This window comes from Mesorhizobium sp. ES1-6 (assembly GCF_020164775.1).
GTDB lineage: Bacteria > Pseudomonadota > Alphaproteobacteria > Rhizobiales > Rhizobiaceae > Mesorhizobium.
This window is the reverse complement of record NZ_JAIUGU010000004.1, coordinates 119,602-133,404: the sequence shown is the minus strand read 5'-3', so window position 1 is coordinate 133,404 and position 13,803 is coordinate 119,602. Positions and strand designations below refer to the sequence as shown.

Annotated in this window: 11 protein-coding genes; 2 read left to right on the top strand and 9 right to left on the bottom strand. The window is 63.7% G+C overall.

Going from position 1 to position 13,803, the window contains the following annotated elements; all coding sequences use genetic code 11:
* Window positions 1-113 precede the first annotated feature (113 nt).
* From LB564_RS12750 to LB564_RS12730, 5 genes are all read right to left on the bottom strand, one after another.
* Window positions 114-1,772 carry an ABC transporter substrate-binding protein gene (locus LB564_RS12750; protein ID WP_224538085.1) on the bottom strand — a complete coding sequence of 553 codons (1,659 nt, stop codon included), beginning with the start codon at window positions 1,770-1,772 and terminating at the stop codon, window positions 114-116.
* 242 nt (window positions 1,773-2,014) lie between these two features.
* Window positions 2,015-3,199: a mandelate racemase/muconate lactonizing enzyme family protein gene (locus LB564_RS12745; RefSeq protein WP_224538082.1), complete on the bottom strand. Its 1,185-nt coding sequence runs from the start codon at window positions 3,197-3,199 to the stop codon at window positions 2,015-2,017.
* Window positions 3,196-4,305: a mandelate racemase/muconate lactonizing enzyme family protein gene (locus LB564_RS12740; protein WP_224538081.1), complete on the bottom strand. Its 1,110-nt coding sequence runs from the start codon at window positions 4,303-4,305 to the stop codon at window positions 3,196-3,198. The genes LB564_RS12745 and LB564_RS12740 overlap by 4 nt, the downstream gene beginning before the upstream one ends.
* A 32-nt stretch (window positions 4,306-4,337) precedes the next feature.
* Entirely contained in the window at window positions 4,338-5,030 is a 693-nt protein-coding gene (locus tag LB564_RS12735; protein WP_224538078.1) for a GntR family transcriptional regulator, read from the bottom strand.
* 115 nt (window positions 5,031-5,145) lie between these two features.
* Window positions 5,146-5,934, bottom strand: a complete 789-nt coding sequence (locus LB564_RS12730; RefSeq protein WP_224538076.1) for a 2OG-Fe(II) oxygenase — start codon at window positions 5,932-5,934, stop codon at window positions 5,146-5,148.
* A 114-nt stretch (window positions 5,935-6,048) separates the two neighbouring features.
* On the opposite strand from LB564_RS12730, the gene LB564_RS12725 reads away from it, so the two are divergent.
* The gene (locus LB564_RS12725; RefSeq protein WP_224538073.1) at window positions 6,049-6,957 is read left to right on the top strand and encodes a LysR substrate-binding domain-containing protein; all 909 of its coding nucleotides are present in this window, start codon (window positions 6,049-6,051) and stop codon (window positions 6,955-6,957) included.
* A gap of 44 nt (window positions 6,958-7,001) precedes the next feature.
* Here LB564_RS12725 and LB564_RS12720 read toward each other — a convergent pair whose 3' ends face one another.
* The 3 genes from LB564_RS12720 to LB564_RS12710 are packed head-to-tail and all read right to left on the bottom strand — an operon-like array spanning window position 7,002 to window position 11,716.
* Complete coding sequence (locus LB564_RS12720) at window positions 7,002-8,156, bottom strand: efflux RND transporter periplasmic adaptor subunit (protein WP_224538071.1); 1,155 nt, start codon at window positions 8,154-8,156, stop codon at window positions 7,002-7,004.
* A gap of 15 nt (window positions 8,157-8,171) precedes the next feature.
* On the bottom strand, window positions 8,172-11,348 hold the full coding sequence (locus tag LB564_RS12715) for an efflux RND transporter permease subunit (RefSeq protein WP_140705920.1): 3,177 nt from the start codon (window positions 11,346-11,348) through the stop codon (window positions 8,172-8,174).
* Complete coding sequence (locus LB564_RS12710; protein ID WP_224538069.1) at window positions 11,342-11,716, bottom strand: hypothetical protein; 375 nt, start codon at window positions 11,714-11,716, stop codon at window positions 11,342-11,344. The genes LB564_RS12715 and LB564_RS12710 overlap by 7 nt, the downstream gene beginning before the upstream one ends.
* A gap of 123 nt (window positions 11,717-11,839) precedes the next feature.
* Here LB564_RS12710 and LB564_RS12705 point away from each other — a divergent pair, with 123 nt between their 5' ends.
* Window positions 11,840-12,430 (top strand): TetR/AcrR family transcriptional regulator, encoded by a 591-nt coding sequence (locus LB564_RS12705; protein ID WP_224538698.1) that lies wholly within the window; start codon window positions 11,840-11,842, stop codon window positions 12,428-12,430.
* A gap of 326 nt (window positions 12,431-12,756) precedes the next feature.
* On the opposite strand, the gene LB564_RS12700 is transcribed toward LB564_RS12705, so the two are convergent.
* Entirely contained in the window at window positions 12,757-13,779 is a 1,023-nt protein-coding gene (locus tag LB564_RS12700; RefSeq protein WP_224538067.1) for a LacI family DNA-binding transcriptional regulator, read from the bottom strand.
* Between the last annotated feature and the right edge of the window lie 24 nt (window positions 13,780-13,803).

Below are 13,803 nucleotides of genomic sequence, written 5' to 3'. Positions count from 1 at the left end.
CCGCACAGCGAGGCTCGGCGTCTGGCGGGTGCGACGCACCTTGCCTTGACCGGCCGCGAAACCGCCAGCCCCGGCGGGGCTGGCCGTCGCGGGATGGGCTAGTTTCGGTCCACTTAGGCCTTCGATGCCTTTTCGAGGAACAGCTGCGACATCGCTGTCGGCTGCACCCCGGTCACGCCCTTGGCCGTCGCCGTCAGGTAGTCGTAGAAATAGCCGAAGATGACAGGCGTTTCCTCGAGCAGAAGCTTCTGGATCTTGCCAGCGTCGGCCTTCTGCGCCTCGAGGTCGAGTGCCGCGATATAGCTGGTCGCCAGCGCGTCGTAGTCCTTGTTCTTGAAGTGCGCCGCGTTCCAGGTGCCTTCGCTCTTCAGCGGCGCGGCAAGGTAGACGTTCGGCACGCCGCGGTGGCCGTAGTCGGTGATGCCCATCACCGAATCCAGCCAGTTCGATTTACCGAACACCGCATCGCCGTAATAGGCGCCCTGGTCGAGAATGTTCAGCTCGAGCTCGACGCCGATCTCCTTGACCCAGTTCTGGATGAGCTGGGCGTATTCGGGGATCTCGAGGTAGCGCTCGGTGGTCAGCGTCACCTTGAAGCCCTGGCCGACGCCGGCTGCTTCCATGAGCTGCTTGGCCTGGGCGATGTCCTGCTTGCGCTGCGGTATGGTTGTGTCGGTCGAGGGATAGACCGCGGCGAACGGGCTGTCATTGCCGAGCGCCGAGCGTCCCTTCATCAGGCCGGCGGCCAGCTTGTCGCGGTCGAGGCAGAGCGCGATGGCGCGGCGCACGCGCGCGTCTTTCAACGGGCCGTCGTCGCAGCGCATATGCAGCTGCTGGTGGGCGGACGACTTCAGGCTGATGATGTCGACATTGGGGTCGTTGAGCAGCGCCACACCTGACAGAACCGGCATCTGGTTGATGATGTCGATCTGCCCGCCCTGCAGCGCCAGGATCTGCGGCTGCATGTCGGCGAAGAAGGTGAATTCGGTGCGATCCGGCAACGCTTTCTCGCCCCAATAATCCTCGTTGCGGACGAAGGACGCACCGACCTTGGCGGTATATTTCTCGATCTTGAACGGCCCGGTGCCGTCGAAGCTCTTTTCGTAGTCGCCCTTGTAGGTCGCCGGGATGATGACGGCGTTGTAGTTGTCGGACGACAGCATGTAGGGGAAGTTGCCGTTCGGCGCATCGAGGTGGAACTCGACCGTATAGTCGTCGACCTTCTTGGAGGCGCCCTTCTGCAGGATGCCGGTGAACACCGAAAGCGCGTTGGACGAATTCGCCGGATCAGCGAGGCGGTCGATGCTGGCGACGACGTCGTCGGCCTTCATCTCGCCCCCCGAGTGGAATTTCACGCCCTTGCGCAGCTTGAAGGTCCACACCGTGCCTTTGTCGTTCGGCTTCCAGCTTTCGGCCAGCGCCGGCTTGAGCACGAGGTCGGGGCCGTCGACGCAGAGGAATTCAGCTACCTGCTGCATAACAAGCAGGCCGCCGGCGTCGGCGATGGTCACCGGATCGATCGTCGCGGCCGGCACGCTGCTGCCGACGCGGATGGTGGCGCCAGGCGCCCCGGCCCGGGCGAGCGACGGCATGGCGCCAAGGCCGGCGGCCGTGGTGATGCCGCCCAGAAGCGGCAGCGACAGGCCGAGCAGGCTGCCGTGGCGGATGAAGTCGCGGCGGCTGACGCGCCCGTCGACGAGGCCGTCGATCAGATGGTTTTCGAGCGGCGAGCGGCCACGCCGCAGCAGATCGAGAATGCGGTAATTCTTCATGGGTCTAAGCCCTTTCCCCAGTTGTTGTGGTTGGCGAGTGCAGTAAAATCGACGAGTTCCGTGGAGTTCTCCTGTCCCCGGGCCTCATCGGTATCGGTCGATGGACTGTAGCATGCGGCTCCGACCGGTCCATCCGCTCGTTGGGATGGAAAAGTCAGATTTTCTTGATGAATTGTCTGTCGGACAGGCGACCCGTAGTCGCCTTTTTCCCGATAAATCCTGCTTGCTTTTCGACATCCCTCCTAATTCAGCGGCAGTCTGCGGTAAGTCCCGGGTTTTTCCGGATCGTGATATTTGTTGCAGGGGCCGTTTTCGACGAAATCGCGATGACAGGCGGCAAGACGCTCCTGCGACAGCGTCACGCCGAGGCCGTGGCCTTCGGGGACCGGCACGGTGTTGTTCCTGGGCGCGAACGGGCCTTCCTCGATGATGTCCATCGGCTGCATGCGAAACAGCGACTGGTTGGGCTCCCGGATCCAGCCCAGCGCGGCGCACAGATGCAAGTAGCAGGCGCTGCCGACGCCGGTGTCGCCGCTGTAGCACCAATAGTCGATGCCGGCATGCTCGCAGGCGCCGACGAAGCGCAGCATGCGATTGATGCCGCCATGCGCCGTCGGGTTGCCGACAAAGGCGTCAGGCACTTTCAGCTCCGTGGCGCGGGCGATATCGATGTTGTGGGTCGAGAACGGGATCGAGGTGTGGCGCCGCAGCTCCCGCATCTCCTCGATGGTCGCCACCGGGTCTTCCCAGTTGCGCACGTCGAGCTCTTCCAGCGGCCGCGCCAACTGCCTGGCGGTCGCCAGCGAATAGGCCTGGTTGGAATCGATGCGGATCATCGCATCGTCGCCGAGCCTTTTGCGGATCAGCTCGACCATCTTCATCGACACCTTCGGGTCCTGTGTCGAGAACTTGCCTTCGAAGAAGGTCGTGCCGTGACGCTCATGGAGTTCGACACAGTAGTCGGCGACCGCTTCCGGCGTCTTCTCACCCGGCACCTTGGCCCCGTCGCCGCGCAGCGAGAAATAGTCGGTGAACGGGATGTCCTTGCGCACGGCGCCGCCGAGCAATTGGTAGAGCGGCTGCTTCCATGCCTTGCCACGCAGGTCCCACAGCGCCATTTCGATGGCGCCGAAGGCCATGATGCGGGTGCGGTCGTTGATCGATTGCACGCCGCTCCAGAAGGGCAGGCAGACTTCCTCGGCGCCGGCTATGTCGAAGGCGTCGCGGCCCGCGAGCCGCGGCGCCAGCACGTCGTTGATGACGGCGGCGGCTCCAGCCGTCGGCGCCTCGCCGATGCCGGTGAGCCCGTCTTCGGTCTCGACTTCGACAATGGTCGGTGAAAAACCGTCGAGTTCGCCGAACACCCAGACGTATGGCGCTTCCAGCCGGTAGTTAATCGGTGTTGCCTTGATGCGCTTGATCTTCATGTTCGGCCGGTCTCGAAGAAGGGTTCGCCGAGCAGGCTCGGATCGACATCGATGCCAAGGCCGTGGCCGTCGGGGATGCCCATGTGGCTGCCGGTCACCGGTGGTGCATTCCTGGCCGTGCGCACCGTCACCCATTCGTGGAAGGCGATGGCGTGCAGCCGGCGCTCGGCCGGCGTCGACAGCGACAGATGCGCCATCGCGGCCGTATCGATCTCCGCGCCGCCTGTGTCCTCGACCGTGATCATGAAGCCGAGATCGACGGCGACGTCGCGGATCAGCCGTGTCTGCGTCACGCCGCCCAGCCGCGAGATCTTCAACGTCAAACCATCGGCGGCACCGCGGCGGTGGATTTCCAGCATCTCGCCGAGCGAGGTGACGGATTCATCCAACACCATTGGCTTGTCGAGCATGCGGCGCACCGACATGTTCTCGTCGAGCGTCGTACAGGGCTGCTCGAACGTGTAGTCGATGCCGCGCGTTGCATCGGCGAACTGCCGCGCCTGATACGGCGTCCAGCCGGCATTGGCGTCACAGAAGATCACCGTGCCCTTCGGCACAGCCGAGGCCACCGTCGTTACGCGCTCGATATCGTCATGCACATTGCCGCCGACCTTGACCTGCAGGCGGCGGCAGCCTTCGGCGATGATCCGCTTGGCCAAAACCGCCATCTGATCGAGTGTGCCGTGGGTGACGACCCGGTAGGTCTCCGCCATGTCGCTTTCCTTGCCGCCGAGCAGCGTCACCAGCGGCACGCCGGCCGCGCGCGCGGCCAGATCCCAGCAGGCCATGTCGAGCGCCGATTTGACATAGGGATGGCCCTTGAACACGGTGTCCATCAGCCGTCCGATGCTGGCCAGCCCGCATGGATCCTGGCCGATGAGGTGTGGCGCGATCTCCGGCACGCCGGCCCGCGCGCCGGCCGGGAAGGCGGCCGAATAGAAATTGCCCAGCGGCGCCATTTCACCCCAGCCGGTGACGCCGCTGTCGGAGGTGATGGAGACGATCACGGCGTTGAAGCAGTCGGCCACGCGTCCCTTGGACATGCGGTAGGGGCCGTCCACGAAGGGCTGCACGACATGATAGGCTTTGATGGTTTCGATCTGCACGTCGGTATCCATTGTCCGCGATGAGGGAGGGATCAGGCGCCTTTCGACGGGCGCCGTTCGAGGCCGCGCGCATAGGCAAGAAGCTCTTCGAAATCGAGGTCGATATGCTCGCGGGCATGGCGCTGGGCGGCACGCATGTCGTGGCCCTTGAGCAGCGCCACATAGGTCTCGTGGACATCTTCGGCCGGCACGGCTTCCTTGCGCGCCTGCTGGTGCAGGGCGAAGTACATCTGCAAGCGGCTGGTCAGCCTTTGCCAGGTCTCCAGGAGCACCGAATTGTCGGCCCATTCATGGATCAGACCATGCAGTTGCAGCGCGGTTTCGATCTGCCTTGTGGTGTCGCGCTCGCGGGTCGCCTGCTTCACCGCCTCGTGGCGCTGGTCGAGCTCGTCGAGGAAACGCTGGTCGCGCTGCTTCCACATCCGTTCGATGGCGAATTCGTCCAGCACCTTGTTGAGCGAATAGGCATCGTCGATGTCCTTGGCCGTGACATTGATGACGAAGGTGCCGGCATAGGGGATGCTGGTCAGGATGCCCTCCTGCACCAGCTCCCGCATCGCCTCGCGCAGCGGCGCGCGGCTGACCCGCATCTGTTCGGAAATCCGGAGCTCGTTGAGTTTCTGTCCGGGCTCCAATTGTCCGGTCAGGATCGCGCGTCGCAACAGCGCGACGATCTCGGCGCGGCGCGTTGTATCAGCAATCGGGCTGAATTCCGTCTTCACCATCCGACCCACTCCAGCGAGACGAGAAGACAAGACAATCAGATTGTCGACAATCTAACAAGGGCTTTTTTGGATTTTCATCGTCACCGGGCAGCCCCGTCGGATGCCGTCGGGCTGGTCAAGCCGCGCGGCCGTAGAACCCGACACGCTCTTCCGCGCTGAACATCACGCCTGGCCTCTCATAGTAGGAGAACACCGAGATCATCCGTTCGCGTTCGCCTTCGACCGTGGTGACGCGGTGCGCGGTGTTCTTGCCGCGAAACACGTTCAGCGTGCCGGGCCTCATGCGCAGGATCCTGGCTTCGGGGTCACGCCCTTCGAGCAGTCTGGCGACGCCATCGTAGTTTGGATCCTCATCCGATCTGAGATTGGTGCGGTATTCCAAGTCGCCGCCGCGCTCCGCCTGTTGCAGGAGCAGCGTGGTGGTGAATTCCGAGCGGTCGAAGTGCCAGTTCAGCGCTTCGCCGGCGCGGTAGGCCATCACATTCGTGCGTGCCAGCGGATCCTGCATGACATGCAGCTTCGCCTTGCCCGTCGTCGCGGCGAGGAAACGCACCAGCGGGTGGTACTCGTAGATCGCCATCACCATGCTGCCGGGAATCTGGTCGGCACAGATGGTGTGGCCGATGGTTTCCACCTTGCGCAGCGCGGGGTGGTCTGGCGCCAATTCGGGAATGTTGGGTTTGAAGTAGATGTTGTGCATGCGCTTGTGGACATGCGACCGCGTGTCCATGACCGGCTTGATTTCCCGCACCGCTTGTTCGGCGACGCCGGGTCGCAAAAAGCCTTCGAGATTGAACATGCCGTCGGCTGCGAGCGCCGCGATGGACTGCTCGACGAGGCGATCCCATTCGGGGCTGCCTTCGCGGTCGAGCGGATAGCGGTCAAGGTCGAGAATGTCTTTCATGGCGTGTGCTCCAGTCGGGCGCCCAAAGGCTGGGCACAGAAGACGGCAAAAAATTCTTTCTCTCAACGGATAAAATTATTAGGATTGGCCAAGAAAAACTTCTGAAGGCCTGATATGGACCGGCTGCCGCCACTGAATGCGATCAAGGCCTTCGAGGTCGCCGCTCGCGCAGGCAGCTTCACCTTGGCCGCGAGCGAGCTTGGCGTCTCCTCGGCGGCGGTCAGCCAGCAGATACGCAATCTCGAAAACTGGTTCGGCAAGCAGCTGTTCGTGCGCACGGGCAATCGCATCGCGCTGACCGACGCCGGCCACGCCATCTATCCGCAGACGGCGCGGGCGCTTGGCGACATTGCCGCCATCGGCCAGCGCATGCTTGAAGGCGGCCTGAGGACGCGGCTTGTCGTCAGCGTGCCGTTCTCGCTGGCCGAGCTATGGCTGGCGCCGAGGCTGGCTCTCCTCCTAGATGCCTTCCCGCACATGGCGATCGACGTGCGCGCCGAGGATGACCCGATCGACCTGAGGCGCCAGAACGTCGACCTGCGCATCAGCTATGGCGACTATCACTATCCCGGCCTGCGGATGGTCCGCCTCGTCCATGACGATGTGCTGCCGGTCTGCGCGCCGGAATTCTGGCATCGGCACGGCAAAGGCGATGCGGCTCTTACCGATTTGCATGAGAGCCTGTTCATCCACACCAACTGGGGACCGAACTATGCCTCGCACCCGAGCTGGGCCGATTGGTTCGCGGCATCCGGATCCAACCGGTCGGCCGACCCATCGCAGGGGCGCCGCGTCGGCCTGTCAAGCCTGGCGATAGCCTCGGCTCGGTTGGGCCTCGGCATTGCCCTTGGACAGCGGGTGATGGCCCAGGCCGATCTGGATGCGGGCCGGCTGATTGCGCTCTCTTCCGTCTCGGTGCGCCTGGGGCACCCATATTGCGCCTTCATGCCGCCGGCTAAGGCCGACCGTGCCGACGTCGCCGCTCTGCTTGGCCTGCTCGTGAAAACGGCGCCCGCGACCTGAGAAAAGGTCGAGGGCGCCGCGCGGAAACCGGGCCTGCGGGGGAGTCAGGTGGCCGGTTTCTGTGGGAGAGGCGAGATCGGCATTCCGGGGCCGATCTTCTGCAGATTGCCTGTGATCACTTGGTCGCCTTCGGCGACGCCGCTGAGGATGGCGATCATGTCGCCATTGGTCGGCCCCAGCGAAACCAGCCGCTGGTCGACCGTATTGCCCTTGCCGACGACATAGACATATTTGCCGAGCTGGCTCGAGCCCAGTGCGACCTGCGGTACCATCAGCGCATCGGGCTGTTGTTTGACGTGCAGCCGCACGCGGACATACTGGCCGGGCAAGAGCGTGAACTTGGCGTTGCCGATGGTGGCGCGTGCGGTGATCGTGCCGGTGGAGTGATCGACCGTGTTGTCGATGAAGGTAAGTTCGCCCTTCTGGTGGGCTTCGGTCTCACCCGGAAGCAGGATTTCGACCTCGATCGGACCGGCGGCGCGCGCCTCTTCGATCTGGGCCAGATCCGTCTCGCTCGGATTGAAGGTGACGTAGATCGGATCGAGCTGCACCAGCGTGTTGAGCACGGTGCCGGCAACGCTGACCAGCGTTCCAACCGAAGCCTGGTTGCGGCCCAGGCGTCCTGGGAACGGTGCGTGGATTTCAGCGTAGCTCAGATTGAGTTCGGCGGTGCGCACGGCAGCCTGGTTGAGCGCCAGCGACGCCTGCGCCTCGCGCAAGGTCGAGGTGCGCTGGTCGAAGCTGTCCTTGTCCAGGTAACCGCTCTTGGCGAGCTCGGTACCGCGGCCGAGATTGGAACGCGCATAATCGAGCGTCGCCGTATCGCGCTGAACCTGTGCCTTCGCCTGGTCGAGCGCCGCCTGGAAGTCATCGGGCGAGATCTTGTAGAGCATGTCGCCCTGCCGCACATCGGCGCCATCCTGCGCCGTCTGTTCCTGCAGATAGCCGGGGACGCGCGCCTGCAGCGTGATGCTGCGGATCGGCTCGGTCCGCGCTGCGTAGTCGAGGTAGATCGGAATGGTCTTCTTGACGACGCTCGCCACCGGCACCGGCATCACGAACGCGGCTGGAGCCGGCGTCGCCGCTCCGGCCGTGCCGGCGCTGAGTCTGAGATTGCCCATGTCGAGCAGGTGGACGCTGGCCACCGAGATCGCACCCAGCGCGACAGCCGTTCCCAACGCGATTTTCCATTTACGCATAGTGATTCTCCAATCTTATTCAGCCGCTTGCGCCAGGGGAGGGAAGGCGGTTTCGGCAGTTGGTTCAGTGTGTTGAGAAGCGGGCTCGTCGCCGCCGCGCCGTTCGCGCAGCTGTTCGATGACCGCGTAGAAGACCGGCACGAACACCAGCGACAGTATGGTCGCCGCCACCATGCCGCCAAACACGGTGGTGCCGATCGACTGACGGCTTGCCGCACCCGCGCCGGTGGCGATCATCAGCGGCACCACGCCAAGGATGAAAGCAAACGCGGTCATCAGGATCGGCCGCAGCCTCAGCCGCGCGGCTTCCATCGACGCCTCAACGATGCTGAGGCCTTCCTCGCGCCGCCGTCTTGCGAACTCGACGATCAGGATGGCGTTCTTGGCCGCCAGGCCGATCAGCATGACGAAGCCGATCTGCGAATAGACGTCGATCTGCATGCCGCGTACCCAAAGCGCGGCGAACGCGCCGAACAGGGCGAGCGGCACCGCCAGCAGCACCATGAACGGCATCGCCCAGCTCTCATACTGCGCCGCCAGGATCAGGAAGACGAAGACGATGGCGAGGCCGAAGACAACCGACGCGATCGAGCCCGCCTTGAGCTCCTGGAAGGTGATGCCGGTCCATTCGAAGCCGAAATCCCTGGGCAGTGCAGTGGCGGCGGCCCGTTCCATCGCGGCGACCGCCTGTCCGGACGAATAACCGGGCGCGGCGCCGCCATTGATCGTGGCCGAGGCGTTGTTGTTGTAGTGCGGCACGGTTTCCGGGCCGACGAACGGCACCAGCTTGCCCAGCGTGCTGAGCGGCACCATGCCTCCGGAAGCATTGCGCACATAGAGCCGTGAGATATCGGCGGCACCCGCACGTGAATCTTTGTCGGCCTGGATGGTCACCCGGAAGGTGCGGCCGAACAGGTTGAAGTCGTTCACGTAGAGCGAGCCGAGGTAGATCTGCAGCGTGTTGAAGACGTCGGGGAGGTTGAGGCCGAGCAGCTTCGCCTTGGCACGGTCGAGATCGTAGTTGAACTGCGGCGTCGAGGTCGAGAACGGCGAGAACAGCTGCTGCGGATTGATTTCCGGTTGCTTGCGCGCCTCGGCGATCACCGCTTGCGTGGCGTCGTTGAGGGCTGTGCTGCCGCGGCCGGTAAGGTCCTCGACAACGAATTCGAAGCCGCCCGTGGTGCCGATGCCGGGGATGGAAGGCGGATCGAAGGAGAGCGCGAAGGCTTCCGGAATCTGCATCAGCTTGCCGCGCACGTCGGCGACGAGCTTCGATGCGCTCTGGTCGGGGCCACGCTCCTCCCATGGCTTGAGGATGGCGAACTCGACCGCCGAGTTCGACTGCGCCGCACTGGTCAGGAAGTTCAGGCCACTGATCGAGCCGACGATGTCGACACCGGGCGTCGCCTGCAGGATATCGCGCGCCTTCTGGGCCACCGCATCGGTGCGCTCCAGCGAGGCGCCGTCCGGCAACTGGATGACGACGAAGAAATAACCCTGGTCCTCGACCGGAAGGAAGGTCGAGGGCAGCTTTTGCCAGACGAAGTAGGTGGCGACCAGGCCGGCCGCGAACAGGCCGAGCATGATCCAGCGCAGCCGGATGAGAAAGCGCACGCCATGGGCGTAGGCATGTGACAGCCTGTCGAAGCCCGTATTGAACCAGCGGAACAGAACAAACTGCGTCTCGCCGCGATGGCGCAGGAAGGCGGCACTCAGCGCCGGGCTGAGCGTCAGCGAATTAAAGGCCGAGATGCCGACGGAGATCGCCACCGTCAACGCGAACTGGTTGTAGAGCTTTCCGGAAACACCGGGAATGAAGGCAACCGGCACAAACACGGCCATCAGCACCGCTGTCGTGGCGATGATCGGACCGGTGACTTCGGCCATGGCGGCTTTTGTCGCCGCCAGTGGTTTCAGTCCGGCCTCGAGCTGTCGTTCGACATTCTCGACCACGACGATGGCGTCGTCGACGACAAGGCCGATCGCCAGCACCATGCCAAGCAGCGAGAGCATGTTGAGCGAGAAACCCATCATCTCCATGACGACCAGCGTCGCCACCAGCGACACCGGGATGGCGATGGTCGGGATGATGGTCGTGCGCCAGCTCTGCAGGAAGATGAACACCACCGCCACGACGAGCACCAGGGCTTCGCCGAGCGTGATCAGCACGTCATGCATCGAGGCCGAGACGAAGCGCGTCGTATCGTAGTGCATCGCATAGTCGACGCCCTTGGGAAAACGCGCCGACAGTTCCTGCATCTTGTCCTTGACGCGCTGCTGCAGATCGAGCGCGTTGGAGCCGGGCATCTGATAGACGGCGAGCACCACGGTCGGGTCCTTGCCGAAGAAGGCCGACGACGAATATTGCAGCGCGCCGAGCTCGATACGGGCGACGTCGCGCAGCCGTACCAGCGAACCCGTATCGGTGTTGGCACGCACGACGATATCGCCGAACTCCTTGGGGTCGCTCAACCGCCCGACGGCATTGACCTGCATTTCGAAGGCGGTGCCGGCAGGCGCCGGCGACTGGCCGATCTTGCCGGCCGCCACCTGGACGTTCTGCTCGGCGATGGCATTTTGCACATCGACGGCTGTGATGCCGAGATTGGCGAGCTTGTCGGGATCGAGCCAGACGCGCATCGAATAGCGCCGTTCGCCGAAGATCTGCACGTCGCCGACGCCCGGCAGTCGCTTCAGCGGATCCACCACCTGCAGATAGGCAAGGTTGGAGAGCGCCACAGGATCGACGGAATGGTCGGGCGAGGTCAGGTTGACGATGAGAACGAAGTTCGGGTTCTGCTTCTTGATCGTCACGCCGCCCTGGTTGACGATCGCCGGCAGCGAGGAGGCGGCCTGCGAGACGCGGTTCTGGACGTCGACGGCGGCGGTGCTCAAGGAATAGCCGACATCGAAGGTGATGGTGATGGTCGACGAGCCGTCATTGGAGCTTGTCGACGACATGTAGGTCATGCCCTGCACGCCGTTGATCTGCTGCTCCAGCGGCGTTGTCACCGTATCGGCCACCACTTGCGCGCTGGCGCCTGGATAGTGGGCGCTGACCACGACTTGGGGCGGCGTGATGTCGGGAAACTGCGAGACGGGCAGCAGGAAATAACAAATCGTCCCGGCGAGCACCATGATGATGGCGATCGCCGAGGCGAAGATCGGACGATGGATGAAGAAGTTTACCACGACACGCACGCCTCTCCGGCCGCTCTTGCCCGCCCGAAGGCGCTGGCGACCCTGGACAACTGGCCCTGCCCGTCACGGGAGACTTCCCGTGAACGCAGCAACGGCACTTCGCGACGCTGCCCATCGGCGAGCGAGCGCAACATTTTCTCGAAGGCGCGGGGGTCGACCCCATCTGCTTTCATGACCAGCCGGATCATCGGATCCCGGACGGCCTCATCTATGGTAAGATCGCGGCGCTGTGGCATTGGCCGGCTCCTTGTCTGTCGATTCGCAGCCCATGCTCGCGAACCGTTTTTCATCTCGTCACCGGCCGAGGCCGCATGATTGGCAATCTCTTCGTCCATCTCGATCTGGTAGGACCAGTTCACGACCTTGTTATTGACGACGGACGCTATAGGTGTTACCAGTAAGTAACATGCTGGAAGTTACAGACCGGTAACACCCTAGTCAAGAGGTGGCCGAGGGTTTTTTGGAAACGAAAGGAGATCATGATGACAGACGGCGTCGTGGAGCGCTCTCGTCCCCGGGATCGGATCCTGGAGACGGCACGCGACATGTTCCACAAGCACGGCATCAAGGGCGTCGGCGTCGACGCCATCACCGAGGCCGCCGGCACGAACAAGATGACGCTCTATCGTCACTTTGAGTCCAAGGACGAACTGATCGTCGAATGCCTGCGTGCCAACGCGTTGAAAGCTGGCTCGATGTGGGAGGCGTTCGAGGCCGAGCATCCGGGCGACAAACTCGCTCAACTTCACGCCTGGGTCCGCAAGGCCGCCGCCATGCTCAACACCGACGGCCGCGGCTGCGACATGGCCAACGCCGCCGCTGAGCTGACCGAGCCCGATCATCCGGCAAGGCGCGTGATCAAGGAACTCAAGGAAGCCCAGCGCGAACGCCTGGTCGGCCTCTGCCGGGATGCCGGCATCGGCCAGGCCGAGCTTCTCGCCGATACGCTGTCGCTGCTGTTCGAGGGCGCGCGGGTCAGCGTGCAGACCGTCGGTGCCGAGGGTCCGAGCACGCAGTTCGTGCGTATGGCCGAAGGGCTGATCGTTTCCTTCAGGGGAACCGCGGCAGGCTGATATTTGCCCGACTGCCGACGACCGCGCGATCCCGTGGTCGAGGACTGGCGGAGCTATGTGCCGGCGGCGCTCGTGATTATGCCCGGAACGAAAAAAGCCCGCTGCCGGGAGGAGGTGGCAGCGGGCTCGATTTCGAATGTGGCGCGGGAGGAGGTGCACCCCATTCAGCGTCGGCATCGCATCTGGGAGGAGTAGATGGCCGACAACCAGAACCTACGAGTTGCCCAATGATTCGGCAACAATGAATTGTGCATAGCTGCTGTGCAGATTTGCCGTGCCAATTATCATACCAATATGGGAACGCGGTTTGCCCAGGCCGCCCGGTCTCACTGGACGGGCACATTTTCCCTGAAAATCAGTCGCGGCTCGATGAATTTGCGCGTGAGATAGGGCGCCGACGATGCGATCGAGCCGAGCAACTGGATGACCGACTGTTCCGCGATCAGCCTGGCGTTCTGGTCGATGACGACGTCGGCGAGGTCGTCGACGAGATAGCCGCGCGTTTCCCTGGTCAGGTCGTGGCAGATGAACACCGGCTTGCGGTTGGGCCTTGCTTCCCTGATCGCCTTGGCAATGCCGGAGCGCCCGGCGCCGACGCAATAGATGCCGAGCAGTTCCGGTTCGTTGCGCAACGCCTTCATGGTCTCCGCATAGCTGGCGTCAGGCTCGTCATTGATCTCGACGGCGCTGCTGACGGTGAGGTTGGGAAATTCCTCGCCAAGCACCGAGCGGAATCCCATCTCGCGCTCTTCATGGCCGCGATAGGAGCGCGAGCCGACCACCATCGCCAGCCGCCCCTCGCGGCCGCCGAGGAAGCGTCCCATCAAAAGCGCCGCCGTCCGTCCCGCCACGCGGTTGTCGATGCCGACATAGGCCGAGCGCGGCGCTGTCGGAATATCGGACACGAGCGTCACCAGACGGATGCCGGCCTCGACCACGTCGCGCAATATGTTGCGTGTCCTGGGATGATCGACGGCGATGACACCGACGCCATTGGCCCGCAGCGACAGTTTTTCGACCGCCGTCTGCAGGGCATTGGGCGAGATGCCGGCTAGATTGTGGATCCGGCAGGACGCCACAAGCGGCAGCCGTGAGGCGTAGTCCTCGATGTGCTTCGCCAGATCCTGCATGAAGGCGTTGGAGCCGATCGGCAGGAAGAATTCGAGGTTTGCGGGTTTCGATGGCAGCGTCACCTGGCCGGCGACCGGCAGGTAGCCGAGCTGCTTGGCGGCCTCCATGACACGTTGCCGGTTGGCCGCGCTCGCTCCGGGCCGATTGTTGAGCACCCTGTCGACCGTCGCGGTCGACAGCCCGCAATTCCTGGCGATGTCGGAGACGGTGGCCTTCATGCCGCGACCCTATGCGTCGATGCT